A 26,722-nucleotide genomic window follows, 5' to 3' on the forward strand; every position below is an offset into this window, starting at 1 on the left:
CTCATTTCTTAATTTAATCTTGAAATATTATAAGTAAATATGATTAATCTTCACTTAAAGTGCCGGATATTGTTGCTGAACCGGATAAAGTTTTCAAATGTATTTTACAAGTGCCGATTGAGTTATAATATTTATTTAGTCCACTCATTTTAAAAACTGTTTGAGATGTTTTTATATCACCGGTTGGACCTAAAATTGAACCATCTCTTTTGCAGACTTGTAACCTTAAAGTTTTTGCCGGTTTCTTATCTAATCTTAAAATTATAGTATCATCGTCGGTGATAAGATATGAGTCATCACCTGTATCTAAATTTTTTAGATAACTTCCCGATGTAGTTATTGTTTGGTTAAATGTAAATGTATAATTAGGTAATGTCATAGGTGCAATTTGTGATGCTGGTTCATAACTGCTATCGAAGCTACCGGTTTCTGAGTTAAATGTTAGTACTTGTACACTGTTGTAGAAATTAATATTTTCGTCCTCTGCCGCAAATGCACTCAAGCTCATTGCTGATACTGCCATTAGAGTTGCCATTCCCATTGTAACAATTTTTCTTAGATTCATAATAAAAACTTCCTTTAATTTTTATAACACTGAAGTATTTATGCAACAAAATAAAGCTCTTATACATGACTTGACAAACAAAAATAAATTGTTATATAATTTTATGTATAAGAGGTACTCAATTATTTTTAACTCATGCTACCCGGCAAAGAATTAAGATTATTGGTATCTCTTTATTTTGTTTTCAAAATAAAATCTGTATTATATTTGTTTTAATGTTATCGTAATGTATAAATAAATTTTACATTGAATTAATTTTTCTTATATCATATAAAATCTTAGAATAAATCTTTGTGATAAGCTCACTAAACTGATGATATGAATAATGATTATCAACATAAATATTTATTTTAAATCTTTAATAACATTTTGTTTAGTAATAATCAGAGAAAAGTTGAAAATATATTTCTGTGATTACAACTGAATTTTATATAAAATTTTTGAGAATGTCAACATTTCCCGACTAAGTGGTAGCTTATTCCGGAAACTTGGTAGCAAATATTGGAAATGGCATATTTTAAATAAAAAAACATCATTGCCTATATTTCTATAAACAATGATGTTTTAATTTTTACTTATCCAACGGTTTCATTGTAGGGACCCTTTTTGTGGTTCTTTCATACTCGACCAAGCTGGTGTTAATACTATTAAATTCTCCATATTCCAATTATCCCCCATACTTCATATTTTTGCTCTACTTTGAGTCACTTTGCGGGCAAATGATGTAAAATATGATGTAAATGATGTAGGGCGATAGTAGTATATGCAAGAGCATATTCATATACAAGAAATTATAACTTCTCTTATTTACAATGTCAATCCACATCAAAGTAACGCTGCCTTATCTTTTCCTGCTTCAGAACAAGAAAAAAGAACACACAACACTCTGTATGTTCTCTTTCTGTATGTGAAGTCCAATATTATACTACGAAGTAGCTATCCAATCCTTTGAACTCTGCCGCTTTCATTTCTTTTGTAACATCAGCATAGATGTTCAGTGTAGTTGAAATATCTGAATGTCCGAGTGCATCTTGAATGACCTTTATATTTACTCCAGCTTCACACATTCTTGTTGTAAATGTATGTCTAAGTGAGTGACAGCTAAAATGAGGAAGTAATACATCAGGTTCATCACTGTGCAAAAACTGCTCATCATTGCAATCACGGATAATTCTTCGTATTGCTTTGTTGAGTGTGGCTTGGTGCTGTGCCTGACCAAAACGATTGATGAAAATAAAATCTGTATATCCGTCAATCGTGACCTCGCAATGAAGTCCTAAATCTTCCTGCTTCTGTTTCTCATGTTCAAATGCTTCTTTCACAAAACCGAGCATTGGAACCTGCCTCATACTCGCCGGAGTCTTCGTTGTATTTACATTGAAATAACAGCCACTTTTACTTCCCTCGGTTCTGTGGTCATAATATACAAGAGTATGATTAACATCAATCATTCCACTTTCCATATCAATATCACACCATCTCAATCCAGTTACTTCCCCCACACGAAGTCCAGTTCCTATCATTACTGCAAAGACCGGATACCAATGTTCATATACAGGGTGGGTTTTCAGGAAATTCAGAAATAGCTCCTGCTCCGGTTTCGTCAACGCTCTACGCTTTTCCGACTGAAAACAATGTGCTTTTTTCAATTCTCTCAACACATTATCTGACGGGTTATTTCTGATAAAGTCATCATCGACAGCAATCTGTAAAACCTGATGAAGAACCGTATGTATATTATCAATCGTTGAAGGCTTCAAATTTCTTTCATCAACAAGATAATTGTAGTATTTCTTAATATCTGATTTCTTCAGCGTTGATATTCTTTTACTTCCAATCACTGGTCGCACAAAGGTATTGTACATATATTTGTAATTTTCAAAGGTATTATTCTTCAGCCCTCTTTTCATATTTGCCCAAAGGTCAAATAATTCATCAATGGTTGTGTATCGTGCTTCGGTCTTAATACCATCACATTTATCTTTCTGAATACGCTTTTCTTTTTCTCTCAGGTCATCTAAAGTTCTTGCGTAAACAAATCTTCTTTTCATCTGGCTGTCCTGCCAGCTAAATTGATAAGTACCGTCTTTTCTCTGAACCTCTCCGGTTTTCAGAACAACCCTTGATTTATCTTTTCTTTTTGTCGCCATTGTGTCCTCCTAAATTCTAAACTGCTTATCTATATATTTGTCCAGTCGTTCCCTCACAATATGGATTTTATTGCCTATCCATATTGCAAAGGGACAACCTGCTTGATTAGACAACTCACGCAACTTCGTTCTTCCTATACCGGAATATGCTGCGGCTTCTTCGATTGTCAGCCACTTTCTTTCCCATATCGGTTCTTCAGCATTGCTTATGAGTTTTTCCTGATATGTTCTTACTTCGGCAAGTAAGCGTTCATCATCATTCAAGGAAAGTAAGTTTTTCAATGTATTCATCAAAAATCCTCCTCTTAATCATTCGACGATTTCCTATATGAAGAACAAATGGGCATTCTTCTTGGCTTGTTAGTTTTCTCAGTCTTTCTCTACCTATGCCAGAATATTCAACTGCTTCATCAATCGTCAAATTAGACTTATGCCATATCGGCACATCATATTTTTTTCGGATAATCTTTTCTGTATCTGCCATTACGGAAGCACCTCCTTGTTTTTTCTACCCTTATGATAATTAAAAAATGGCGATGAGCCTATTATGCGAACCGACCCATCGCACATTTTACAAATCAGCTATATCGAATACGCATTATCAAGATATTCGTCCAGTTTTCTTCTTTTAATCAGTCGCTTACTTCCATTCCAAAGAACAAAAGGGCAAAACTCCGAGTCGGACATTTCTCTTAATTTTCTTGAGCCAATACCACAATAAGCTGCGGCTTCTTCTACTGTAAGATTGGACTTCTTCCAGATAGGAATAATGATTTTATTTTCTGTCATTGCTTCCCCTCTTTTCTTTCTTTGATGAATATCTGTCGGTAACAACATAATCCCAACCATCTCCATCACACTTATCACATCTGTCTTTTCGCTTTGCAAATGGGTCAAGTCGCCTTACAATATAGTCCGGATTGTGGATGTAATCATTCAGGCACTTCGGGCATAGGCAGCGAATATTTTCTTTCCCCTCCGGCTTGTAAACCCAAAGTCCAAAAGTCTTTTTCAAAGTTGCGTTTATCTGCCTGAAAAGTTTATCGTCATCTACCGTACCTATGTATTCACGCAAATCCTCTCTATTGACTGTCCGTATCTGCTCCAGAAGAACCATTGTCGGTTTCTTCAGCCCAAACTCCTCGCCAAGAATAATGTGCGATGGCAAATATCTTTTCTTGATTACACTTGTAACCGCTGCAACAATAATCGTTGGGGCATTCTGGTTATAATCGTCTGCCTGAACGACAAGCACCGGACGCTCTCCGCTTTGTACTGAACCACTGTTATCTCCAAAGTCATAGTAGAATAAATCCCCACGACAAATCATTTTTTCTTTCATATACATAACCTCACAAGAATCAAATTTTTAAAGTGTCATTCGTATCCGGAATGAAATAACCCCTTCACTCATTTGGACAAAGGGGTATGAAATGCACACCCAAAATCAGAGATTTTCATAAAATTTGATAAAGTTTTTCTTTGCCGCAGCAATAGACTTATCTACGGAGCTGTAATATACGCCCTCCTGCTTTGCAATCGCTCTGGAACTCAGACCGCAGCACACATTCTTCATAAGGCGTTCCCTTTGAAGTGGCTGCAACATTGAAAGTGCTATCCTTGCTTTCCTGATTTCACACTGACGCAATTCTTCTCTTTCCAGTTCAAGCCTTTCTTCCTCTGCTCTTTCAAACGGGTCGTCAAACATAATAGCAAGTTCTTTATGGAACTGTGAGGACATTTCATCGTCATATCCATAGCAGTCAAGTGTGCGACTGCTTCTTTTTGCATACTTGTCCTCATTTCGGTTTGCATCGTCAATTACCTCTCCCTGTGCAATGGAAAGATGAACAAACGGAGAATATCTTTCTATAACAAGGGGATACTTCTCCCAAAGCTCTTTTACCGATAATTCCGTAATAATCGCCCATCTTTCAGCTCCGATATAACCGTTATATTCGTATTTAAGATTTATCAGTTTACAATCCTTTACAAATAATTCTTCTTGTTCTGTTAATGTAAGTTTGTTTTTCATTTTCGTAATCTCCTTTGAATTTTGAAAAATTGATAAGTTTCAAAATTCGGAGATTACGGGTACTCAGCTATCTGGCACTGCCATACGTTATAAAACATAAAAGTCCTTTCCCAAGTAAGGGAAAAGACCTAATACTGCACGAAGCATAATCGAATAAAACAGCAACAAAAAAGCACCGTCGAATCTGGACAGCAAAGAATACTTCTATTCTTCACTTATCCGGCTTCGTACGGTGCTTGGTAGTTTAGCAAATAAATTGCTTATCTCCGCTTACTCGATTAGAAATCGTTTCGATATTTACTTGTAATCTTCATCGCCTGCAATTCCTGCCATATCCATTCCTACGGATTCTGCGGAAGTAAGCGAGATTTAAGATGTGGACATTCTTGCATTTCTGACACTTCACACTCAAATGTCCGGTTGCGTCTGAAAATACTCTTTGTATCCTGAACCCGCAAGTCGGGCAGAGAATATCACGCTCTTTCAGACTTTCTGCTTCTACTCTTGACAGAAGCAATCTCTTTTGTATTTCAGGTGCTACCTGAGTCTGTAACCTCATTGTGAAACACCTCCCAGATTTAACTCATTGGAAATGTACTCAAGGATATTGTGATACTCAAATAGTCCCATATCTCTCAATCTGATAACCAAGGCTGTATAAGATACTCCGATATAAGCTGCCATTCTGCGGATAACTGCTTTATCCTTTGAAGTAATGGTATTATCGCCATAAACTTTTATCGGATTTGACTGATTATATTTCGCCAAGGCATTTTCAATAATTCTTCTCGGCATAAGAAGCGAAGCTCCCATTGTATCTGCCTGCCACTCAACAGACGCAAACATCTGAGCCAGTTCCTCTTTGGAATAACTACGCTCACTGTCATACTCTGCATGAAAGCGTCCTTCACTCGGCATTGCATACATCTTACTCAAGATATGATGTGACGCTTCGTGTGCCATTGTAAACCTGCGACGTCCCTGCTCCTTTTCAGCAAGAAGAAATTTATCAAGTACGATGGTATCTTTCGGGAAAACAAAGGGAATAATTTTTCCGTCCTGATGTACCAGCAGTGGTGTTGCTCCATCTGCCAGAAAACCAATCCTGCCTGCATCATCTTCTGCGAAAGAAGCGTATTCAATTCGTAACATAAGAAATTCTGTAATGAAATGTTCTATGTCGATGGATTGAATCACTCGATTGCTAAACTTATTAGCATAAGCTGTTATCAAGCCTTCGCTGATTTCTTCCAACTCGGCTCTTGACATATAAATACTCAAGTTGTGTCCACCTCCGACTCCACCTTGTCCGGCGGTGCAACTCCTCCGGCAAAGTTCTGTTGTATTTCCGCACTATCCAAATTGATTAGATAGCGAATTCCTTCAAGTGTTCTCATTCGTCTGTCCTCTGTTATAGTTCTTTGATGATGTGACAAGCCACACCCTGAATGCAGCACTCATCTACAATGATGTCTTTCATCTTCTTATTTTCCGGGTGGAGAATGATTTTCTTATTCTCATCATCTCGGAAGTAGCGTTTCAATGTATTCTGATTATCCACAAGGGCAACTACTATATCGCCCTCATTGGCTTCTACCTGCTTTTTGACAACCACAAGGTCGCCGTCATCAATCCCTGCTTCAATCATAGACTGACCGCTTGCTCTTAATATAAAGAAATCTCCTTTGCCGAAAATAGCAGTAGGAAGTGATACATATTCTTCAATATTTTCTTCCTCATACTGAGGACTGCCACAAGGAATAGAACCTACAATCGGTGTCTGTGTCTGTTCGCCACTGTACTTACGGGTCACATTGGTGCGAATCTCCTGCCCGTCGTACTCAATCATATTCTTCTCAGCCATCTCTACCAAGTATTTGTATGCTGTACCTCTGGCAATTCCAACAGCTTCAGCAATCTTTGTAGTTGATGGGGATTGTCTGTTTTGCAGGTAATAATCCTCGATATACTTTTTTATCTCACTCATAAGTTCAGGACTCTTGCTTCTCATACCTGCACCTCGCTTTCTTTTCTATCGGAAGCACTCTGCTTTCGATAGTTTTATTATACCTAATACGAAAAATTTTTCAAGTAGGTTTTTCGCAAAAGAAAAGAGGTGTCGCAATTTGCTAACACCTCAATCATATGCTACTTTCCAAAAGAGATAGGGGCATTATCTGCCCCTATGCTTTTCCTTTCGTTTCTGTTGTTTCAAGTCATATCTGCGTTGCTTTTCTGCTTCTCGTTTCTCTTTACTGATTGTTTTCCTCATCAGTTTATGTTCTTCTCTTTGCAGTTGCAAGGCTTGTTGCGACTTCGTTCCAATACCATACTCAGCGGTCTGCTTTCGTGCTTCCCTTTGTATTCGTTTTGGATTTGTCGTTTCCTTTCTGACCGTCACATCAACAGCCGGACTGAATTTGAGCTGACTGTAATATTTCAGAACAAATTCCAATATTTCATAATCTTTTGGTTCTGCTCCAAATGTAATCTTGCATACAAATAATTTTTCATCTTCTATATGCTCAAATACACCAACCCAAAATGGGTCATCAAAATACACTGTCAGCTTTCCGATACTTTTGTCCATAACGAAACCCTCCTAAAATGTATTTTGCAAGAACGGACAACCCGGAGGGCAGGTTACTTACCTGAATATTTTTTCAGACGGCTGGGCTACCTACCAGCTCTAACACATCATACGATGTGCATTGCGTTTTTATCCTGCAATTATATAAAGTGTATTACCACACAATATATCTATTTATTATTTTGTAGTTATAAATCAATCTTACTAAAGATAACAGTTTGTCCTTTCATAGATATTTTCTCGACCTTATACCCATATTCCGTAAGCTCTTTTTTATACTTCAAAAAAGAATGGTCGATTGGTATTCCTGCAATCTGTTGAATTTGCTCAAATGTCATCTTTAAAGATGAATTACCATTATCTCTCACATATTCCCATAGCGAATTATATTTGCTCATTCTGTTCGTTTTCCTTTTCTTCATTGTCCTGCTGTTGAAGATAGAACATTGCCTTTTGAGTTTCAATCTCCGCTTTCAGTTCTTCTTTTGTCGGCAGGTATAATTTATACTTGGAAGCAAATAATTGTTCATTGCCGTGCATAACAGAATAACGGGCAATATCATCATCTGTATCGGAGCAAAGAACAATACCGATTGTTGGATTATCACCCTCGCTGCGTTTCAGTTCATCATACATACGGATATACATATCCATCTGTCCTACATCTTGATGTGTTATCTTCTCTGTTTTCAGGTCTATAAGGACAAAGCATTTCAGTATGTAATTGTAAAACACAAGGTCGATATAATAGTCCTGCTTCTCCGTATGAATATGCTGCTGTCTTGCCACAAAAGCATATCCCTTTCCAAGCTCCATCAAGAATTTCTGCAAATTGGAAAGGATACTTTTCTCAAGGTCACTCTCTGTAAAATCTGTATTCTGCGAAAATCCTAAGAACTCCGCAACTACCGGATTTTTGATGAACTCCAACTTATCATTCTGATACGGTGCAGTCAGTTCCTTCATTTCACTTTCTACAAGCTCTTTTTTCTGAGTCCCCAGCATACGGTAATAATACTGAGAAGAAATATTCCTCTGCAAAGTACGGACACTCCAAGTCTGTTCTGTGGCTTCTTTCTCATACCAGTCACGAGCTGCCTTATCTTTAACCTGTAATAATGTTGCATAATGCGACCAAGACAGTAGCCCAACAGATTTTCCAGACGGTGTCTGGAAAATTTCAGGATAGGTCTTATAGAAAGAATAAAAGCTATATAGATTCGACTTTGTATAACCTTTTCCGTATTCAGCCGATAATTCTTTTGCTAACTTTTTTATAATTTCAGCACCATATTTTGCCCTGTCCTCGCCCTGCAATTCTTCACTTGCGATTCTATAACCAAGGAGCCAATTTCTCTGTATCAGCGTTGTATTGACCGCCCGATATGCAGCTTTTTGTGAAGATTCTATAATCCCACACATATCCTTTAAAATGTCATCGGTTTTAACAAAATTATCCATAAAATTATTTTGACCGATTTTTTCTAATTTATTCTCCATAGCCATCGCTCCTTTGGATTTCATTTTCAAATTATTCGCTTTCCTGCATATTCTCATCAGCTTTTGCAATCATCTGTCTGTACTGTTCTTTCACACTTTCCGGTGCAAGTATCTGTACCTTGCCATTGAAGCCAAATACCCAACCGAAAAAGGTAGGACTGGCTGATACTTCGGTCTGTACCCTGAAAGACGTCATATCATACGCAAGAGTTGTCACATTTTCTCCGAAACGGTCAACCATTGTTTTCATCAGACTGTTATCACACCGTAAATCCACAAGAACTTTCTCGCCTGAGAACATAAAAAACACTTCCTTTGTGTAATTCTCAATATCAAAATCATCAGGCATAGGAATAATATCTTTATCCAATATTTCCGGCTTGGAAGCAATACGGTCTACCCTGAAATTGATAACCTTGCTTTTCTTCTCAGAATATCCGAGAACATAATAATAGTCCCCACACCAGAGAAGTTTATACGGACTGAACTTATACACTTCGCCCTTATTCTTCAGAACCTTTTTCTTTAATCCGGTATAATCATAATACTGAAAAGAAATCTGCTTACCTGCATTGATGGCGTCATTTATAGCGTCAATGATATAATATATCTGTTCATTATCCGGCTTAATACGATTGACCACATAGTTATTACGCTTCAGCTTCGATGCCTGCCCTGGACTGGTCATCGTATGTATCTTCTCAATCAAAGTTTCGCTTTTCTTCTTTGTAATGAACTTTGATGACTCTACTGCGTCTATCAGCAATTTCAGTTCCGGCAATTCAAACTTACGACTGGCTACAAAGTATTTGCTCTGAGTAGAATGGATAGTAACAATATCCATTCCAAACTCCTGAAGTGCAGCAATATCTTTCGTAACAGTAGTTCTATGTGCAGATATTCCGTATTCATCATTCAATATATTGATTAACTGTGTTGTGGAAAGAGGATTTTCTTCATCGGTTCTTTCCAGTAAAATCTTTTGTAAATATAAAATTCTTGGCTTTGTTTCCATAGCCCGTCCTTTCTAAATTTTCACAATACTTTATATGAAATATAACCATTCTCATTTTAATCAAAGTGGTAAATCCACTTTCATTGCATCTATATCTTCCATAATTTTTTCTTTGTAGAAATAAAATAGTCCCCAAAATTTTTCCTTGTTTTTCTCAAATTGTCCATATTCATTTCCAAAAATATCACGAATTACAAAAGGTAACACATAATCTGAAATCTGGGTATCCATCTTTATATGTTCCATTCCAATAGTATTTATAATTCTCGAATAATTTTCAGTAAACCAAATATTCTCTGTCCATTGCTTATTGCATCTAAATGCTTCAAACGACTTTTCAAAACACTTACGATAAATACTGCTTATATTATCTGCTAACTGAACCAATTCATTTTCTTTGCTATCAACAAAATTGATATGTATTTTATTATCTTCAAACGACTGATTATATTCTTCTTCGTACCCCATTAAGTTATCGTGATATATTTCTGTCTTGCTCATATCAACTCCGTGTAGATGTTTTAAGCTCAAAAGCGTTTCTCCTAATGCCGTCATATTCACAAAATTTACAGTATTTTTGCAGCTATACGCTTCGTAAGTCAACGGGAATTCTCCATAATCCTTATTTTCTAACATAAGCTTAGCAAATGCTATATACAAATTATAATCATTTCTATCCAGTTTTTCATAAGGAAAGGAAATAAGATATTCCAAAAATTCTTTTTTAGAATTATCGGTGTTTTCACATACTGCGGAACAATAATGTAAAAACAGTTCTTCTTTTTCTCCCGCCAAAGCACTTGCCATCATATAAAAAGTTAATGTTTCTTGCTGTTGAAATGGCACTCCAAAAATATATACTGAAATCAATGTTGCCAAGTAAAATATCTTATCATAATTACAAATAAAGAAATGCTTATCATCAAGCACATTTGTTATAAAATATTTTAGGGCTTCATTATTACGCTGAGTCATAAGCTCAGAACCTTTTATTTCTCCTATAAATCCGAAACGATTCTTAAACTGTCTATACTTGTTCAGTATCTCTATTTCATCTTCTTTATCAGCAACAAAAACACTTCCCAATACAAAATGTCGTTGTCCATCATTAAACAATTGTCCATTTTTGTTTGGCATAATACAACCGGAATATCCAGACTCATCAAAAAATAATTTCAATATATTTCTCCTTATGCTAAACGATAATTTAGAGCAGCAAGCTAAGCTTATTTACGACTACTGGTTCACATAATTTGATTTTCCAGACGAAAACGGAAAGCCATACTGCTCATCTGGCGGTAAGATGGTTTGGAACGAACAACTAAAACGTAATATTCCAGAGAACTGGAATGTTGTTCCACTGCTCAAATTGGTAAGTTGGGACACGCTTACAAGTGAACTCGGCGGTAAAATGATATGTATTATTCTTTGGATTTTCAAAATCCACCAATCTAACAGGCGAAACAGACGATAAACGCTCGTAAAAACTGCGTCCTATATCATCATTATCTAATTCCTGCCTAATAGTTTTCAATGTCTGTTCCGCTTCTCCTGCGTGGGTAGGATTAAGCCGTGCGAACTGCTCCTTGAAAACGTTAATTAAGATATTGGTGTCAGGGTCATATACTGTGCCTGCCATATCTTCAGTTATCTTCCCGAAATAGGTATAACCAAGGCGTGTCAAATGAACCATTGCTGGCATTTGAACACGGGTAGCTTCGTTAAACATATTTTTCTTACCACTTGCCGCCATCTTCAGACCTCCTCATATCATTCGTCTAATATGACTTCACATACATCGCCAATATCACAATGAAATACTTTGCAAATTCTCATAAGCACATCAAGGGATACTGTTTCATTCTTATTTAATTTTGTTGCAACAGACGATGAAATCTCCGCAGCACGCATTAAATCTTGTCTTTTCATTTGATTATCAATCATAAGTTTTTGAAGTTTGTTGTAGCTTATTCTCATCTGTAACGCTCCTTCGTATTCTCCGTTCCTTTTGGTTACAGTTACTCGTTTGACATTATACTATGAATAATCTATTTTTTCAAGATATATGGATTCATTCGCAACTCCTATCCGATAAGGTGTCACTTTTTACAAACACCTAATACAACTCTTTTAAAGAATAATAGAAAAGAGATGCCGAAACACCTCAATTATACATTCTATTATTAACATTCAATGCAATCATTGCTATGACCTTTTCTATCGGCGGTTCTTTTCCGTCCGGTGCAACTGCTTTCCAAAAAGTGATTGCTTCCGGTTCAGCACTTTTCATTGCTTCCCAAATGGCAAACTGCATTTCCTCTTTTCATAGACTGATAAGTAATTTTTCAAAAGCAGAAAAGAAGTGACAATGCCAAGATAAACATGATATAATTTGCACAAAGATAACAGAGAATTATGAGGTATGAATATGAAAAGCTGGATAGTATCTATTTTAGCGTTAGTTTGTATATTGGGATTGGTAGGCTGTAATAATCGAACTATGGACTATATTATAGAAAATGAGCCAAGTATTATCGGAATTGTGGAAGAAATGCATGATAACCTTATTACCGTCTATATCAATACAGAAGATTATCCAAATGAGGAAAATTGTTAAGTTTCATTAGATGCAGAAAACAAAGACAGTTATACAGACGTTTCTGTTGACGATGAAGTTGTCATATACTATAATGGAGAAATAGCAGAAAGTGACCCTTTACAAATAAATACTGTATATGCCATTACATTAAAAAAACCAGCAAATCAAAGTGTTGAATGAAATAAAAAAGAGGATTACAACGTAGATATTTTTTGTAAATTAAGGAGCAATTAGGTTATGAAAAAAATCTTTTCTTGTATTTTGGCTATTATTATTTTAGGAGCGATGTTATCTGGCTGTAGTAATAATGACAGTAAAGAAATGATAAAAAAAGCGAAAAATTTTTCTATTCCTCATGAGGTATCAATCAATCCAACAAAAGAGGATTATGGAATACTCGCATACAATTTTTTGCATTATATTCAAGACAATTATCCGGGACGTATCGCTGGTACGGAAAAAGAAAAAGAAATGGCTGTGTTTATCCTTTCTGCCCTACTGAATGGCGGATATTCTGAAAAAGATATATCGATACAATCTTTCAATATAACGGAAGCCGTTCCTATGATGGATGAGTCGATAAAAAACAAGTTCGAGGGTGGCAAGCAAAGCAATTCAAGCCAAAATATTAAAGTAGTAAAAAAGGGGGAAAGTGAAAAGACGATTGTTGTTGGAGCACATTATGACAGTGCTGGAACGCATGGTGTAGATGACAATGGTTCTGGTATAGCTGTTGCATTGGAAAATGCCTTGCGAATGGCTGATACTCAGACGCACTATACTATTTGTTATATATTTTTTGGTTCGGAAGAAAACGGAATGTGTGGTTCAAGAGAATATGTTGAAACTCTTTCCGAAAAGGAAAGAGAAGATATTGTATTGATGATAAATATTGACAGTGTTCTTGCAGGAGATTATCATTACCTGTATGGTGGAAATGTAAATGAGCATGGAAAAGTAGATAGAGCTGAAGCAGTAGTTAAAGCGTATGACATTGCAAAAAAGCTTGGATTGGCAATACAATTACCGCCAGAGGGGAATATCGATTATCCATACCCGACAGGGCAAAAAAGAAGCGACCATGCCCCTTTCAATGATATAGGTATTCCGTACATTTATTTTGAAGCGAATAATTGGGAAAACGGTTCTCCTATTGAAACGGAAAAACATGGTTTAATAATGCACACAGATAAAGACGATTTAGATTTTATAGAAAACGAGTATGGCGAACGTGCTAAAAATACTCTTACTGATTATTCAACGTTACTTTATTCTTTGCTTCAAGAAAATGATTGGGAACAAGAGTATAAGTGAAATTTTTAGTTTCAACAAAATGAATAGAGCATGGAAAGGACAGGGACAAAGGTTTCTGTCCTTTTCTTCTGCCCTGCTTTAGAAACGTGCTTTCAAGGACGCAAACGACAACCGACGGAGTGATCCAGCCACGGTGGCGGGAAAATCTCCCAAAGATTTTTCCGCCATGCTTGCAAGGGCCTGGTTCGCTTCGGCGGTTTGGCGAGCGTAGCGAACCGTTCAAAGCACCCGTTATCTAACAGGGGGGGGGTACTATTACAAGAAACAAGGCACAAAACAATTACAAAAATCCCGATATGAAACGATGTACGAAGTTATAAGAACTTACTGTACTTGCGACATTGCTTTTTCTACCCGACAGGTCGAAAACAGCATATCAGAAGTACAAACTACATGGTGTATGCTCCTATGGGCGTATGCCTTTTTTGATTGGAGGAATGAACATGAATGACATGGATTTTATCGAAGTATTGAAAACCAAACGGAACGCCTGCGGTTATTCCCAAAGCAGACTGGCAAAGGAACTGCATATCAGCAGACAGAACCTAAATGAGATTGAGAACGGGAAAACCAGAGCCAGCAAGGAAATGAAGCATACGCTCCTGCATTATCTGGACTACTGCTAATGCACACAGCCTTTTACTGCACACAGCTTGCACAGAAGAACATGAACCCGAAGAATTTACAGTATATCATGGGACACGCAAGCATAACGATAACGCTGGACTTGTACGCCCATGCGTCAGAGGCAGGAGCAAACAGAGAATTGAGAAGCCTTGTAGCATGATTTACAACGATTTGTACAACGTTTTCGAGTGAATATATAAGGGATTACGTGCAGTTCTGCGGTAGACCTGCGACAAGAAAAAAACCGTCAAACCCTTATAAACAGGGATATATTGACGGTTCGTGATAGTTATAACGTGATAGTTATAAAAAGATACTGAAAAATCTATGCTGTTTTTTATTCAAATCACAAAGTAATTTTTGACTATCTTTTCAAAAGTTCTTATATGCCGGTATAGCCTATTGTTACAGGCTTTTCCGGCATTTTTCATTGTGGAAGATACTCTCAAATCTTCTTATATCCCCGTATGTTTTTGTGTTCAAAAGTAGTATGTGGAGTAGTAAATTCTCCATTTACTACTATGCAATCAGCCGCTTCATTTCGGTTATTGACGTTTCGGAAGTTGTGTGTGCGTAATAGTTCAGCGTCATATTGATGTTGGAATGTCCCATGATGTATTGCAATGCTTTAGGGTTCATTCCCGCATTTGCTAACGTGGTGCAGAATGTGTGGCGTAAGGTGTGCGGTGTCATTACCTTTGGCAATGCGACCTTTTGCGTTTTGTTGTATTTCCTTACAAGCCCCCGGAACATACTTTCATAGTTGACTGCCACTTTTGGCAAGCCGTTCCGGTTAAGGAACAGAAACTTTGTGTAGCCCTCTAAAATAACAGGCTGTACATATTTCCGTTTATTTAGCACCCGTTGAAATGCTTCCAACACTTTTTCACTCATAGGAATAACCCGGTTGCCGCTTTTCGTCTTAGGCGTTTCCACATAGTAGCCCACATCTGCAATCTTCAAAAGTTGGTGGTCTACATTGATAAGCTGTTTGTCTAAGTCAATGTCAGCTTCCGTCAGTCCGCAGAGTTCCGAAATGCGAAGCCCTGTCCCTAACAGTATGATAATCTCGTCGTAGTATTTCTGATAGACTTTATCATGCTGTACAAAGGACAGAAAAGCCGCTTCCTGCGTAGGGGATAGAGGTTCCTTTGGTTCCGTATCATCTTCAAGGACTGTGTTCAACTGGAAGTCAAATGGATTTTTACGAATACAATCGTCCTGTATGGCTGTGTAAAAGGCAGCCTTTAAGGAACGCTTGTGGTTGTTGATAGTCTTGAAGCCGTAACCTTTTTCTTTCATGCGTAACGCCCATTCCTTTGCGTCGGAGAGCTTCACATTTTCAATCCGGCAGGCTCCAAGTTTATCCTCCTGCAAAATCCGCATGAGCTGTTTTCGCCCCTGCTTTGTACCATGCCGCACATTTGCCCGGTGGCGTATCTGCTTTGCGTAGAGTTGGCAGACCGTCATTTTCTTTCCGATATGGTCGATACCGTCGTCAAGGTCTTTTTGGATTTCTTTCTCTTTTTCCCTCAACGCTATATCGTCGCGCTTTCCTGCCGGGGTTTTGTCCGTAGGCACTAACTTCCAAGAATAAACAAACTGCGGTTTCCCAAAGGTATCTATATATTTGTAGGCATATCTCCCGTCTTTTCTCTGGCTCTCTCCGGTGCGGAGAATACGATTTTTATTATCCCGTCTTTTTTCCGACATCGTTATGCTCCTTTCCATAATGGAAAGAGCCTTGATATGCTTGACTACATTGTACCACATTCAAGGCTCGATTTCACTATTAGATTGCGTCCACCGTATCAATCATTTTTTCAAACTGCTTACGCTTAATCTGAATACGGTTTCCGTTCATCATTACCCAGTCCGGGACGGGATTTTCTTCTGCCAGTTTCCGCAGCTTGCTTTCTCCGATACGGAAATATTTTGCTGCTTCTTCTATGGTAAGAGTGTACTTTTCCCAAATCGGCACGTCGTTATTGTTCAATTTGTCGTCCCCCTTTCTTAATGGGTCAAAAATCAATCTGTAACATAGGCTTTAATCGGACGGCTATTAGCGTAACCTCATGGGACTTGCACCCCTCCGGCGGTCTGCCGAAGCCCTACCCATTGCCTGCGACGCTTCTAACGCTCGGACTATGGCTGTAAGGAAGTATCATTATGTATTCTGTGCGTTATCGCCCGCAGGCTGCTATCCCTGCTTTACGGTGTGGTATTTCTCGCTCGCTTTTCTGTTAAGAGAAAGGTCATGGCGTACCCGCCGCATGGCTCGGCACAAAAGGAACGTATCCGATTTGCCTTATGCTGCGTCGCCGTTCTATTGCGCCGCTTTCTTTATCAAAGAGCAGGGGGCTGTCTTGCGGTATGGAACGGAAAAGGGGAAAGAAGCGTTCCAATATCGCGTAGGTTATTCAGCCCGAAAAGTGAGGATAGCCCTCATCAGTCTTGCTTGCAGCCGTTCCCGAATATCCTCGTCAACGCCATAATAGACATTGCCGCGCTCGTCGTAGAGCTTCCGCATGGAAAGACTTGCTATGTAGCCGCTGAAATGCTGCAAGACCATTTTCATAGCGTCCGGGTCGCCTTTGCTCGCCGCCAAAATAACGGGATAGGGAACAAGGGCATTTTCCGGGTAGTCGTTTTGATTACCATTCGTTCCATTCATCAGCGTGTTCCTCCAAATATTTCTTTAACAGTTCAAAAGAGCTTGTCCGTCTGTACTGTATCGTGCTGCGCGACGTATTGAACATTTTTCCGATTTCCACGTCAGTCATGCCCTCGAAATAGTACAGAAGTATAGCAGTTCTCTTTTCTTCCGGCAGGGTGCGTATTGCTTCAAGCAATAACTTCGGGGTTATTTCTTTTCCTGCCATTTGATAAGTCGGCTCGGCTGTTTCAGCTTGAAAATATTTATCCGTAGTGTAAAGCTGCCGTTCCTCATGCAAGGCAAGGTCACAAAAAGAAACTTCCCGTTTCCTGCGTCGCCGGATTTCATCATGGGCGTTACAGGCTTCGTTGTGTAGCACCCGTTTACAGAAACTTTGAAAGACACATTGCTTCTGAAATTCTCTGCGATTAGGTTCCATGTAATCACCTCCTTTCTGCCGAAAGGCGGTAGTACCTCCCCTTTTCGCGGGATAATACAGACGACTTTTTTAAACGCCGGACGAAAGCGAAAATTTCTTTGAAAAATCTTCTGTAAAATGCAAAATGCGCCCATCTGCAAGGCGCAGACCGACGCATAGGAAATAACAGCAGTATTTAATTGATTTGATAGTTCATCTGTATAGTCGGACTTGTCCGGTGGGGGAGCTATACTTTTTTTAATGAATGTAACCTATGTATGCTGTATAGCAACAAAGAAATCCCCATAGCGGCAGCCCTCCTAAATGCCGCTAATTTATGTTAGCAGTAGACAAAAAGAAGCGGCGGCTCTAAAAATTAAAGCCACCGCTTCAAATGCGCGTGAAAATATGTCTGCGCTACGACGGCTTTTTTTCTTTTGCTGTCGTAGCGTAGAATTAGGAAGTGTGCATAAAAGACACTATTTTTTCAGTAGTGAGGAATCCAAATTACCAAAACTTGTTACTCCACACCGAATAAAACCTACCATATCAAGCTATTTGAATCAGAGTTCAATTCTTGCTTTTGATGGTTTATCTTCACAATAGATAACTTTAATCGTTGTTCCCTTGTCAGGAATTTTGTTTCCTGCGCCAATCCATTTTTGGCAGGTGTAATCTTTGACGCCTATCGTGTATTTGACCTTGATAATATGTGGAAAAGCTGCACCATCCATAGCATGGGTACGGACAGGTTTACGATTTACTTTTAACCACCATTGTTTTGTAACTGAAATTACAGTTCCTGTTGTTTCCTTTTCCATAAGTTATACCTCCGATGTTAATTTAGAATGAGTAATTTTCTATTTAGATAGCTACATATTAAAGCAAACTGCCCTTTAATCCTTTTTTGAAAACCAATACAGCCCTTTCGGTTCCCCAAAATGACATTGTGACAAGGCGATAGCTTTCCTTTTCCATTTCCTCTATTTTGGCATTGATTTTCACTGTCGCATTTTCAATAGTAATTTCTTCTAATAATTCTGTCCTATACATCATATCTTTACCTCCATAATTATTAAATAGATGATACATATTTTCGGTTCAATCTTTTTGGTATTTACCAACCTTTTTTTCTAACTGCTTTTTTCTTCTTACCAACAGTCAATGTACCGGGTTCTTTCTTTTTATTTGCAAGAATAATCATAGAAATCAAGAAAGTCAAAACTATTGTAATGAAAGCGGGGAAAATGTGATAAGTATAACCATATTCCGCACCACAAGTAGGGTCTACTAAAATCATGCTTGCTTTAATCGGATAATAATTTAACAGTGTTCCTTCAAAAGTTCCAAAATATCCATACACAAAAGCTAGTGCAACTCCACCCAAAAAATTATTTGCCGAACAACAGAATATCAGAATAATCGGCAAGACTGAAATATAAATTCCTATATTCGCCCCAGTAACACGAATAAACATATTGAGTAGATTGCCAAAATGAACTCCCGGAAATCCGACAATAATATTGATTACTAATGCTATCACACAACCTATAAGACTAAAGCTGATTGTCAACAGCAATAGAATAAGTAATTTTCCAGAAAGTAACTGTTTATATGGAATAGGAATTGTTAATATATTCTTCATAGTATCGTCTGTATATTCCCTTGTTATGATATAACCTGCAATCAGTGCAATAATAATCGGAAAAAATAAGGTACAATTACTAATCATAACCTGTTGCATAAAATAGTCAAACGTCCATGTCGGTCCACCGTTGGCTGTGGAATAAAACAGTGACAGCAACGGAGAAAGTGTTGTCATAATAATTCCGGCTTTTATTACAGAATATCGTTTTAATTTTAAAAATTCAGTTTTTATTATATTTCTCATATCTTTTACCTCGTCCATTTTTTATAAAAGCGAATTATCAGCCACAAAGAAAGTACAACTGTAATTGCCATAATAAAAATTGTATGGAAAGTAGTTGGTACAATCGCATAGGCTTCCGGCAAAAGATTATCTTTTTGCAAATTATCCATCATTAAGCCGCTTGTCCAGTTCATAACACATATAACCGGAAAAGAATTTAAGAAAGCAATTTTGGCAGCACTTATAGATGTCCCAATCGTTCCCAGTATGCCCCAGTTAAAAATGGAATAAAAAAAAGCAAGCAGGATAGAAAGTAAAAAACTTTTGTTAAAGTAAATAATTAAAAATACAATCGGTAAAGAAGCTGCTACGATAAGAACTCCAAAAATAAGGCTCATAAATATCTTATAAGTCATACCGTAAACCATTCCTACATGAAACAATTTACAAAACAACGCAACAGACAATGTGCTTATCAGACAAAATGCAACGCTGAAAATAAAGAGCATAGAAATTTTTGCCATAATGAGTTGTGTATTTGTAACTGGAATTGTTCTAAGGTTTTTGGAAGTATCACAATCTCTTTCTATAAAAAACAAAATAGCGGCAATGATACCAATTAGACATGGAAGCAAAAAAACTAAACCATATCCCAACATCATTGTATAGACATAATCAAATCGGGTTTGAAGATAGTGTTCTGTTGTATCTGCACCAGTTCCCGCCTTTGCCATATATGCCAAAATCAACGGAAAAAATAACGACAATGACATCAGTGCATACAACAGTCTTTTTCGCTTTAATTTCCAAAATTCGCACTTAATCAGTTTAAGCAATTCCTTCGCCTCCTGTCACACGCTTGAAGTAATCTTCAAGACTTTCTTCACAAGTATGGGCTTCTGATACCTCCAATCCATTTTCTACAAAAGCAGTCACGATTTTTCCTACGGACAAATCAAGATTATGCAAGCGTAAATTGTGGTCGTCCTGTATAGAGAAATGACTCTCATGGAAAGTACGCTCTAAAATTCTTGCTGCCTGTGCGGTATCAGAAAGAGTAAATCGGATATGTTTGCTGCTTTTTTGTTCCAGTTCCGCAAGACTTTCTTCTTCCAATAGTGCGCCATGGTCGATAATTCCAATATCATCTGCTAGCAAAGAAATCTCCGAAAGGATATGACTGGAAATTAAAATTGTTTTTCCCTTTGTATCGCAAAGCTCGCGAATAAAAGAACGTACTTCTGCAATTCCAATCGGGTCAAGCCCATTGATAGGTTCATCTAAAATCAGAAGTTCAGGGTCGTGCATAACTGCAAGTGCAATCGCAAGCCGTTGTTTCATACCAAGAGAATACTGGGAAAACAGTTTTTTGTCTTTATAAGGCAATCCTACCAAATCCAATGTGTTTTTAATTGAATGACGGTTGGGTATGCCCCGTAAGGTAGCAAAAATTTGTAAGTTTTCCGTAGCAGTCAAATTAGGGTAAAAACCGGGTGACTCAATCAGACTACCGATACGGGGCAACAATTTCTTTTCATTCCCCTGCAAAGACTTTCCCCATATTTTAACTTCGCCGGAAGTTGGCTTTGTCAATCCAAGTAGCATTTTCATAGTGGTCGTTTTTCCGGCTCCGTTTCTTCCAAGCAGTCCGTAAATTCTCCCTTTCTGCACATGAATATTTAAGTCAGCGACACTCTTTTGTGAGCCGTACTGTTTGGTAAGATTTTTTGTTTCAATGATATAATTTTTGTCCATATTCAAACCTCCTGTTCTGTAAACTATTCTATCATACCAACCTTGCATTAACCTTGCCGCAACCTTGCATTAACCTTGCAATTTGAAATATTGTCCCAAAAATAATTAAGGCTCCCGTCAAAAGAACGGGAGAACCTTAATTTGCTAAGGGAAAAAGCAAAGTAAATTCCGTTCCTGTTCCCTGTGTGCTATTTGCTGTTATTGTGCCGTTCATTTTTTCTACAAGTTGGTGTGCGATAGAAAGCCCAAGACCGCTGCCTTTTTCAGACCGTCCCTTATCGCATTTATAGAGCCGTTCAAAAATATGCTTCAAATCTTCTTTTTCAATCCCTATTCCATTATCTGCTAATCGGATTTGCATATTTTTTTCCTGCTTTGATAGGATTATTTCTATTTTATCCGCATGACTGTGAGAAATTACATTCTGAATAAGATTGTTCAATATCCGCATATAGCCGTCCGTATCAAGTTTTACCCGGAAAGGCTGTTCGGGAATATCAATATTGTAATCTATCTGCTTATCTTCAAATATGGGTATCCAGTCAATCAAGATATTTCGTGTCAGCTCCGCAGCTTCAACAATATTTATATCCATAGCAAACTCATTAGAATTTAATTTGAACCAGTCAAAAAGAACATCAATATATTCTTTCAAATCGTGAGCTTTGCGGCGGGCTGTTTCGATATAGTCGTCCCTGTCTTTTCCTGTAACAATTCCTTTATGTGCAGCGTCAAGATACCCAATAAGCGTTGTAAGCGGTGTCCGAACATCATGGGAAAGACTTGTCATAAGCTGTCGGTTTGTTTCTTCTGTCTGCCGGACAGTAGAAAGCCTGCTCTCATAAGACACAACAATCTCATTTATTTCATAGGCAAGAGGGGCTACCAGTTCATTTGTTGCAGATAAAATACGTCTGTTTCCATTTCCGTTTTTTACATCAATCAATGCGTCTGTTATCTCGGCTATCTGTTTTTTAACACGTCGAATAGCAAAGCAGGAAACAAGAATAGAGAAAAGTGCAATTATTATGGATAGAAAAATGACTGCTTCCATAGAAAATCAAACCTCCTTGTTAAAACGATAACCGATACCTTTAATCGTTTGAATATATTTTGGACTTCCGGGATTTACCTCTAATTTCTTGCGAAGTCGGCTGATAATCGCCATAATGTTGCTGTCATCATAGAAATATTCCTCTCTCCACACTTCTTCATAAATCTGTTGCTTTGTCAGAATTTTCCCTTGATTTTTCGCGCAGTATAAGAGTAAGTCAAATTCTTTTGGAGGCAATTCAAAAGTTCCATTTTCCGTAGTAACAGAACGATTTTCAATATCAATTTTCAACCCGTCAAATTCAAGTTGCTGTGATATTCCGTCCTGTTGATTGAAACGGGTATAACGGCGTATAAGGGAAACGATACGGGCTATCAGTTCGTCCATGTCAAAAGGTTTTGTCAAATAATCATCAGCTCCTGCCCTTAAACCGCGTACTTTAGAAGCACTGTCATTTTTTGATGTAAACATCAAAATCGGCAGGCTGCTTTCTTTTCTAATTTCTTCCAATGTTTCAAATCCGTCCATACCAGGCATCATAACGTCCAGTATCACAAGTTGATATTCTCTCTCTTTTAATTTTTGTAATCCCTCTTTTCCCGTATTACAAAAATCAGCTTCTATATCTTCTGATAGCACGCTGCGTTTAATCAGCGCACAAAGTTCCTTATCATCATCTATAATCAAAACTTTATTCATGGTATAGCTCCTTTCCTTGTTTGGTTCTACCGTCAATCGGTTTTTCCGCGTCTTTTGGTATCAACCACATATACCCAAGTTTTGAAACACCCTGTATGCGTTTCTCCCTGCAAAGTATCTGTACCCGCCTTTCAGAAATTCCCCACTTCTTTGCTGCTTCGGGGCAAGACATATATTCCATAACAACACCCGTCCTTTCTGAAAATCTTATCATAATAATTATAGTCGGACACACGAACAATAGCAAGTATATAAATATGAATTATTATGGCTATTTAGTGGAACTGTATAGACATATCCAAAGAGAAAGGGGAACAGTAAAATGTAACTGGGTGAATAAATATGGCAAAAAGACCGGTAGAAAAATATGACTTCAAGGCATTTGGAGAAGCTATAAAAGCTGCGCGGACGGGGCGCAAAGAAAGCCGCAAACAGGTAAGTGATGAAATGTATATTTCTCCTCGCTATCTTGCAAATATCGAAAACAAAGGACAGCACCCCAGTCTGCAAATCTTTTTTGAGCTTATGCTTCGTTACAATATATCCGTAGACCAGTTTCTTTTAGATACGCCCACCCAAAAAGATACAAAGCGGCGGCAGCTCGACGCTCTCCTTGATGATATGAGCGATAATGGCATACGGATTGTAACGGCAACTGCAAAAGAAATTTCAGAAGTCGAAAAAGAGGACAAATAAATGTGTCCGGCAAATTGAATATGATTTAGGAAGCGTTGTAATCTTTACAGATTGCAGCGTTTTTCTTTTGCTCTTTTTTGGCATATAGAGCATTGCGTTGTAGTAACCAGTGAGGAAAAAACTTTCGTAGCAAGCATAGGAAAAGAGTACCCTTTTCCGTATTTTCTCCCTCCCGTCCTGCGGTGCGTCGGTTGAAAATTGCTTGTTGGGAAGTGTCCCAAACCCTCGGAACGGAAAGGAGTGATTGCATGAATGGACGCAAAAGAAAAGTACAAATCAAATTCTATGTAACAGAGGAAGAACGGGCATTGATTGAGCAGAAAATGAAGCTCGTCCCCACCCGGAACATGGCGGCGTATCTTCGCAAGATTGCCATTGACGGGTATATCATTCAGACAGACCATAGCGACATAAAAGCCATGACAGCGGAGATACAGAAAATCGGGGTCAATATCAATCAGATTGCAAAGCGTGTCAACGCGACAGGCAGCGTCTACCAAGAGGACATAGAGGAAATAAAGGGGGTGCTTGCGGAGATATGGCGGTTACAAAGATTAAGCCTATTAAAAGCACGTTGAGCAAAGCCCTTGACTATATCCAAAACCCGGATAAAACAGACGGGAAAACGCTTGTGTCCTCCTTTGGGTGCAGCTATGAAACGGCAGATATTGAGTTTGGATTTACGCTTGCACAAGCCATAGAGAAAGGGAACAATCTCGCCCACCATTTGATACAGTCCTTTGAGCCGGGGGAAGTGGATTATGAGAAAGCCCACGAAATCGGGAAACAGCTTGCCGACGCGGTAACAAAGGGACAGCATGAATACGTCTTAACTACCCACATAGACAAAGGGCATATCCATAACCATATCATTTTTTGTGCGGTCAATTTTGTTGACTACCACAAATACAATTCCAATAAACGCAGCTACTATGGCATACGGAACATGAGCGATAAGCTGTGCCGGGAAAACGGGCTGTCCGTTGTCGTTCCGGGTAAGGGCAGCAAGGGAAAAAGCTATGCAGAATATCAAGCGGAAAAGGTCGGTGCAAGTTGGAAAGGCAAGCTGAAAATTACCGTTGATACGCTTATCCCCCAAGTGGCAAGTTTTGAAGAATTGTTGCAGCGGTTACAGGCAGCGGGCTATGAGATAAAGCCGGGAAAATATATCTCCTGCCGCGCTCCGGGACAGGAACGGTTTACCCGCTTAAAAACCCTCGGTGCAGATTATACAGAGGAAGCAATCAAAGAACGGATAGAGGGCAAGCGCACAAAGGCGGCGAAAGCTCCCAAAGAGCAGCGCGGCGTATCGCTGCTTATTGACATTGAAAACAGTATCAAGGCAGCGCAGAGCCGGGGCTATGAACAGTGGGCGAAAATCCATAATCTGAAACTGGCTGCAAAGACTATGAATTTCTTGACAGAACATAAGATTGAGCAGTACGCAGATTTAGTCAGCCGGATTGAGGAAGTAAATGCGGAAAATGAAAAGACAGCAGACGCATTAAAGAGCGTGGAGAAACGTCTTGCAAACATGGCGGTGCTGATGAAGCACGTTACCACCTACCAAAAGACAAAACCTGTCTATGAAGCATACCGCAGGGCAAAGGATAAGGACGCATACCGGGCAAAGCAGGAAAGCAGTCTGATACTCCATGAAGCAGCGGCAAAGGCACTAAAAACGGCGGGCGTTTCCAAGCTCCCGAATGTCGCCGCGCTACAAGTAGACTATGAAAAGCTCCGGGAACAGAAAGAAGCCCTTTACGCGGACTATGGCAAACTGAAAAAACAGGTCAAAGAGTACGACGTTATCAAACAGAACATAGACAGCATTTTACGGCAGCCAAGAGAGCCGGAACGGGAAAAAGGGAAAGAACGCGGGGAGTAGTTTTGTTCATACTTGTGTGATATAATAGTTCCTATCAAAGACAGTAGCCACATACTAAAGTGATACATTTTCAGCAAAGGAAGTGTCAGAAAATGGAACAGGAAATGCCGGACTATGAAACGATATGCGCTGCCGTTGTGGGCGAAAAATGGGCGTTGGAAAAGGTGCTTGATTGTTACGGCGACGAAATCAACCGCCTTGCAATGGTAAAAAAGTGTCAGCCGGACGGGACTATCAAAGAGGAAATCGACGAAGATTTACGGCAAACACTCATAATGAAACTGTTAGAAGCTATCCCACAATTTCCAATGGAAAAGGAGTGATACCATGACACGCGGAGAAATTTGGAAAGACTTTTTCAAGAGAAACGTTTTGCCCGCCGTTATTGCATTGTTTTTATTCTTCATGTTCAAGAACATCTTTACAGAGGACGGGTAGACCAATTACTTTTATGTATGGCTGTGCTGCGGTATCCCCTTTGGCATTCGCCGTATGTTCGTATGGCTTGTACCGCATGGATATGACATAGCTGGAACGGTGGGTATCGTTGCCATTAACTTCATTTTGGACGGCATTATCGGCGGGGGCATTTTAATATGGCGGCTTGTCGTTGCTACGTGGTATATCCCCCTTACGATATACCGTTTACTTACCGCAGATAAGAGTGCAACCCCTCAAATCAATATAGAGAAAGGATTTAAAAGTTATGAATGAAAGAGAAAGAATTATTCATTTATGGTTTGATATGTGGCTAAAACAACAAGATTTAGGGATTGATAGTATTTTTACAGAAGATGTGATTTACACTGAAAGTTGGAGTCCTAAGTATGAAAGTCGAAAAACAGTAAAACATTGGTTTGATGAATGGAATACTCGTGGAAAAGTCTTAGTGTGGGATATTAAACAATTTTTTCATAAGGAAAATCAAACTATTGTAGAATGGTATTTCAAAAACAAAATGAATAATGGTAATATTGAAGAATTTGACGGAATTTCTTTAATAGTATGGACGGAAAATAACAAAATAATGGAGTTGAAAGAATTTGGTTGTAATCTCAATACCTATAATCCATACGCCCAAAATGATATGCCACAATTCAGAGATGAAAAAACAAAGTGGTTTTGAAGTTTTAAAAGCCGGGACGCAGACAGTCGGTAAAGACTATCCGCGCCCCGGCTTTCTTATGGGTACAGCGATAAAATGTTACGCAGTAGAACGCCATTTTTGAGGGAAAAGGTATAAAACCCTTGCCGCGTCATTTTCACACCCGGAAAGCCCTGTAAATCAAGG

Annotated in this window: 37 protein-coding genes and 1 pseudogene; 8 read left to right on the forward strand and 30 right to left on the reverse strand. The window is 38.5% G+C overall.

Annotation, left to right across the window (positions count from 1 at the left end):
- Positions 1-43: 43 nt before the first annotated feature.
- From LKE05_RS00465 to LKE05_RS00550, 18 genes are all read right to left on the reverse strand, one after another.
- The gene (locus tag LKE05_RS00465) at positions 44-565 is read right to left on the reverse strand and encodes a hypothetical protein (RefSeq protein ID WP_308455657.1); all 522 of its coding nucleotides are present in this window, start codon (positions 563-565) and stop codon (positions 44-46) included.
- A gap of 920 nt (positions 566-1,485) precedes the next feature.
- On the reverse strand, positions 1,486-2,715 hold the full coding sequence (locus LKE05_RS00470; protein WP_173723418.1) for a site-specific integrase: 1,230 nt from the start codon (positions 2,713-2,715) through the stop codon (positions 1,486-1,488).
- Between the two features lie 9 nt (positions 2,716-2,724).
- On the reverse strand, positions 2,725-3,006 hold the full coding sequence (locus tag LKE05_RS00475; protein ID WP_023920548.1) for an excisionase: 282 nt from the start codon (positions 3,004-3,006) through the stop codon (positions 2,725-2,727).
- A complete protein-coding gene (locus tag LKE05_RS00480; protein ID WP_002594705.1) occupies positions 2,972-3,199 on the reverse strand; it encodes an excisionase in 228 nt (75 codons plus the stop codon). The genes LKE05_RS00475 and LKE05_RS00480 overlap by 35 nt, the downstream gene beginning before the upstream one ends.
- A 98-nt stretch (positions 3,200-3,297) precedes the next feature.
- Complete coding sequence (locus tag LKE05_RS00485) at positions 3,298-3,504, reverse strand: excisionase (RefSeq protein ID WP_002594704.1); 207 nt, start codon at positions 3,502-3,504, stop codon at positions 3,298-3,300.
- Entirely contained in the window at positions 3,491-4,057 is a 567-nt protein-coding gene (locus LKE05_RS00490; RefSeq protein ID WP_161209618.1) for a type II toxin-antitoxin system PemK/MazF family toxin, read from the reverse strand. The genes LKE05_RS00485 and LKE05_RS00490 overlap by 14 nt, the downstream gene beginning before the upstream one ends.
- Positions 4,058-4,162: 105 nt before the next feature.
- Complete coding sequence (locus LKE05_RS00495; RefSeq protein WP_161209620.1) at positions 4,163-4,750, reverse strand: sigma-70 family RNA polymerase sigma factor; 588 nt, start codon at positions 4,748-4,750, stop codon at positions 4,163-4,165.
- Positions 4,751-5,060: 310 nt separating this feature from the next.
- Positions 5,061-5,309, reverse strand: coding sequence for a hypothetical protein (locus LKE05_RS00500; protein ID WP_002594701.1), 249 nt, complete (start codon positions 5,307-5,309; stop codon positions 5,061-5,063).
- Entirely contained in the window at positions 5,306-6,031 is a 726-nt protein-coding gene (locus tag LKE05_RS00505; RefSeq protein ID WP_008789352.1) for an ImmA/IrrE family metallo-endopeptidase, read from the reverse strand. Before LKE05_RS00505 ends, LKE05_RS00500 begins: the two co-directional genes overlap by 4 nt.
- 130 nt (positions 6,032-6,161) lie before the next feature.
- Positions 6,162-6,761, reverse strand: coding sequence for a transcriptional repressor LexA (gene lexA, locus LKE05_RS00510; protein WP_002587849.1), 600 nt, complete (start codon positions 6,759-6,761; stop codon positions 6,162-6,164).
- Between the two features lie 162 nt (positions 6,762-6,923).
- Positions 6,924-7,340 (reverse strand): YjdF family protein, encoded by a 417-nt coding sequence (locus LKE05_RS00515; RefSeq protein WP_161209622.1) that lies wholly within the window; start codon positions 7,338-7,340, stop codon positions 6,924-6,926.
- Between the two features lie 188 nt (positions 7,341-7,528).
- Positions 7,529-7,738 (reverse strand): hypothetical protein, encoded by a 210-nt coding sequence (locus tag LKE05_RS00520; RefSeq protein WP_117819732.1) that lies wholly within the window; start codon positions 7,736-7,738, stop codon positions 7,529-7,531.
- The gene (locus tag LKE05_RS00525; protein ID WP_161209624.1) at positions 7,725-8,840 is read right to left on the reverse strand and encodes a PDDEXK nuclease domain-containing protein; all 1,116 of its coding nucleotides are present in this window, start codon (positions 8,838-8,840) and stop codon (positions 7,725-7,727) included. The genes LKE05_RS00520 and LKE05_RS00525 overlap by 14 nt, the downstream gene beginning before the upstream one ends.
- Before the next feature lie 31 nt (positions 8,841-8,871).
- Positions 8,872-9,855, reverse strand: coding sequence for a helix-turn-helix transcriptional regulator (locus tag LKE05_RS00530; RefSeq protein WP_161209626.1), 984 nt, complete (start codon positions 9,853-9,855; stop codon positions 8,872-8,874).
- A 60-nt stretch (positions 9,856-9,915) separates the two neighbouring features.
- Complete coding sequence (locus LKE05_RS00535) at positions 9,916-11,034, reverse strand: DUF3800 domain-containing protein (RefSeq protein ID WP_161209628.1); 1,119 nt, start codon at positions 11,032-11,034, stop codon at positions 9,916-9,918.
- A gap of 142 nt (positions 11,035-11,176) precedes the next feature.
- Positions 11,177-11,608: a type I restriction endonuclease gene (locus LKE05_RS00540; protein ID WP_226799429.1), complete on the reverse strand. Its 432-nt coding sequence runs from the start codon at positions 11,606-11,608 to the stop codon at positions 11,177-11,179.
- 17 nt (positions 11,609-11,625) lie between these two features.
- A complete protein-coding gene (locus LKE05_RS00545) occupies positions 11,626-11,832 on the reverse strand; it encodes a helix-turn-helix domain-containing protein (protein ID WP_008789334.1) in 207 nt (68 codons plus the stop codon).
- Between the two features lie 187 nt (positions 11,833-12,019).
- Complete coding sequence (locus LKE05_RS00550) at positions 12,020-12,145, reverse strand: hypothetical protein (protein WP_308455658.1); 126 nt, start codon at positions 12,143-12,145, stop codon at positions 12,020-12,022.
- 546 nt (positions 12,146-12,691) lie between these two features.
- On the opposite strand from LKE05_RS00550, the gene LKE05_RS00555 reads away from it, so the two are divergent.
- Both LKE05_RS00555 and LKE05_RS00560 read left to right on the forward strand, forming a co-directional pair.
- Complete coding sequence (locus LKE05_RS00555) at positions 12,692-13,768, forward strand: M28 family metallopeptidase (RefSeq protein WP_161209633.1); 1,077 nt, start codon at positions 12,692-12,694, stop codon at positions 13,766-13,768.
- A 443-nt stretch (positions 13,769-14,211) separates the two neighbouring features.
- On the forward strand, positions 14,212-14,394 hold the full coding sequence (locus LKE05_RS00560) for a helix-turn-helix transcriptional regulator (protein WP_373367860.1): 183 nt from the start codon (positions 14,212-14,214) through the stop codon (positions 14,392-14,394).
- A gap of 520 nt (positions 14,395-14,914) precedes the next feature.
- Here the strand turns inward: LKE05_RS00560 and LKE05_RS00570 are convergent.
- From LKE05_RS00570 to LKE05_RS00625, 12 genes are all read right to left on the reverse strand, one after another.
- Positions 14,915-16,108: a site-specific integrase gene (locus LKE05_RS00570; RefSeq protein WP_044477098.1), complete on the reverse strand. Its 1,194-nt coding sequence runs from the start codon at positions 16,106-16,108 to the stop codon at positions 14,915-14,917.
- Between the two features lie 79 nt (positions 16,109-16,187).
- Positions 16,188-16,391, reverse strand: coding sequence for an excisionase (locus LKE05_RS00575; protein WP_009905235.1), 204 nt, complete (start codon positions 16,389-16,391; stop codon positions 16,188-16,190).
- A gap of 420 nt (positions 16,392-16,811) precedes the next feature.
- Entirely contained in the window at positions 16,812-17,069 is a 258-nt protein-coding gene (locus LKE05_RS00580; protein WP_009905237.1) for a helix-turn-helix domain-containing protein, read from the reverse strand.
- Positions 17,050-17,490 (reverse strand): RNA polymerase sigma factor, encoded by a 441-nt coding sequence (locus tag LKE05_RS00585; protein WP_018112814.1) that lies wholly within the window; start codon positions 17,488-17,490, stop codon positions 17,050-17,052. The genes LKE05_RS00580 and LKE05_RS00585 overlap by 20 nt, the downstream gene beginning before the upstream one ends.
- A 542-nt stretch (positions 17,491-18,032) precedes the next feature.
- A complete protein-coding gene (locus tag LKE05_RS00590) occupies positions 18,033-18,290 on the reverse strand; it encodes a hypothetical protein (RefSeq protein WP_022621582.1) in 258 nt (85 codons plus the stop codon).
- Between the two features lie 58 nt (positions 18,291-18,348).
- Positions 18,349-18,525, reverse strand: coding sequence for a hypothetical protein (locus LKE05_RS00595; protein ID WP_166460160.1), 177 nt, complete (start codon positions 18,523-18,525; stop codon positions 18,349-18,351).
- A 61-nt stretch (positions 18,526-18,586) separates the two neighbouring features.
- Positions 18,587-19,378 carry an ABC transporter permease gene (locus LKE05_RS00600; protein ID WP_231303324.1) on the reverse strand — a complete coding sequence of 264 codons (792 nt, stop codon included), beginning with the start codon at positions 19,376-19,378 and terminating at the stop codon, positions 18,587-18,589.
- On the reverse strand, positions 19,366-20,175 hold the full coding sequence (locus tag LKE05_RS00605) for an ABC transporter permease (protein WP_069432110.1): 810 nt from the start codon (positions 20,173-20,175) through the stop codon (positions 19,366-19,368). The genes LKE05_RS00600 and LKE05_RS00605 overlap by 13 nt, the downstream gene beginning before the upstream one ends.
- Positions 20,168-21,094 carry an ABC transporter ATP-binding protein gene (locus tag LKE05_RS00610; RefSeq protein WP_016728878.1) on the reverse strand — a complete coding sequence of 309 codons (927 nt, stop codon included), beginning with the start codon at positions 21,092-21,094 and terminating at the stop codon, positions 20,168-20,170. Before LKE05_RS00610 ends, LKE05_RS00605 begins: the two co-directional genes overlap by 8 nt.
- 136 nt (positions 21,095-21,230) lie before the next feature.
- Positions 21,231-22,148: a sensor histidine kinase gene (locus tag LKE05_RS00615; RefSeq protein WP_069432109.1), complete on the reverse strand. Its 918-nt coding sequence runs from the start codon at positions 22,146-22,148 to the stop codon at positions 21,231-21,233.
- Between the two features lie 6 nt (positions 22,149-22,154).
- Positions 22,155-22,847, reverse strand: a complete 693-nt coding sequence (locus LKE05_RS00620; RefSeq protein WP_021360404.1) for a response regulator transcription factor — start codon at positions 22,845-22,847, stop codon at positions 22,155-22,157.
- A complete protein-coding gene (locus LKE05_RS00625; protein ID WP_009905249.1) occupies positions 22,840-23,028 on the reverse strand; it encodes a helix-turn-helix domain-containing protein in 189 nt (62 codons plus the stop codon). The genes LKE05_RS00620 and LKE05_RS00625 overlap by 8 nt, the downstream gene beginning before the upstream one ends.
- A gap of 161 nt (positions 23,029-23,189) precedes the next feature.
- On the opposite strand from LKE05_RS00625, the gene LKE05_RS00630 reads away from it, so the two are divergent.
- The 6 genes and pseudogenes from LKE05_RS00630 to LKE05_RS00655 all read left to right on the forward strand — a co-directional run bounded on the left by LKE05_RS00630 (position 23,190) and on the right by LKE05_RS00655 (position 26,557).
- Positions 23,190-23,543, forward strand: a complete 354-nt coding sequence (locus tag LKE05_RS00630; protein ID WP_016728880.1) for a helix-turn-helix domain-containing protein — start codon at positions 23,190-23,192, stop codon at positions 23,541-23,543.
- Between the two features lie 248 nt (positions 23,544-23,791).
- Positions 23,792-24,121 carry a plasmid mobilization protein gene (locus LKE05_RS00635; RefSeq protein WP_009905253.1) on the forward strand — a complete coding sequence of 110 codons (330 nt, stop codon included), beginning with the start codon at positions 23,792-23,794 and terminating at the stop codon, positions 24,119-24,121.
- Positions 24,082-25,431, forward strand: coding sequence for a relaxase/mobilization nuclease domain-containing protein (locus LKE05_RS00640; RefSeq protein ID WP_069432108.1), 1,350 nt, complete (start codon positions 24,082-24,084; stop codon positions 25,429-25,431). The genes LKE05_RS00635 and LKE05_RS00640 overlap by 40 nt, the downstream gene beginning before the upstream one ends.
- Positions 25,432-25,523: 92 nt before the next feature.
- The gene (locus LKE05_RS00645) at positions 25,524-25,754 is read left to right on the forward strand and encodes a helix-turn-helix domain-containing protein (RefSeq protein ID WP_011861102.1); all 231 of its coding nucleotides are present in this window, start codon (positions 25,524-25,526) and stop codon (positions 25,752-25,754) included.
- A gap of 4 nt (positions 25,755-25,758) precedes the next feature.
- A pseudogene (locus LKE05_RS00650) lies at positions 25,759-26,145 on the forward strand (DUF6050 family protein).
- The gene (locus tag LKE05_RS00655) at positions 26,138-26,557 is read left to right on the forward strand and encodes a nuclear transport factor 2 family protein (RefSeq protein WP_011861104.1); all 420 of its coding nucleotides are present in this window, start codon (positions 26,138-26,140) and stop codon (positions 26,555-26,557) included. The pseudogene LKE05_RS00650 and the gene LKE05_RS00655 overlap by 8 nt, the downstream one beginning before the upstream one ends.
- Positions 26,558-26,722: the final 165 nt, after the last annotated feature.

It is taken from the genome of Hominilimicola fabiformis (assembly GCF_020687385.1).
GTDB classification, from domain to species: domain Bacteria; phylum Bacillota; class Clostridia; order UBA1381; family UBA1381; genus Hominilimicola; species Hominilimicola fabiformis.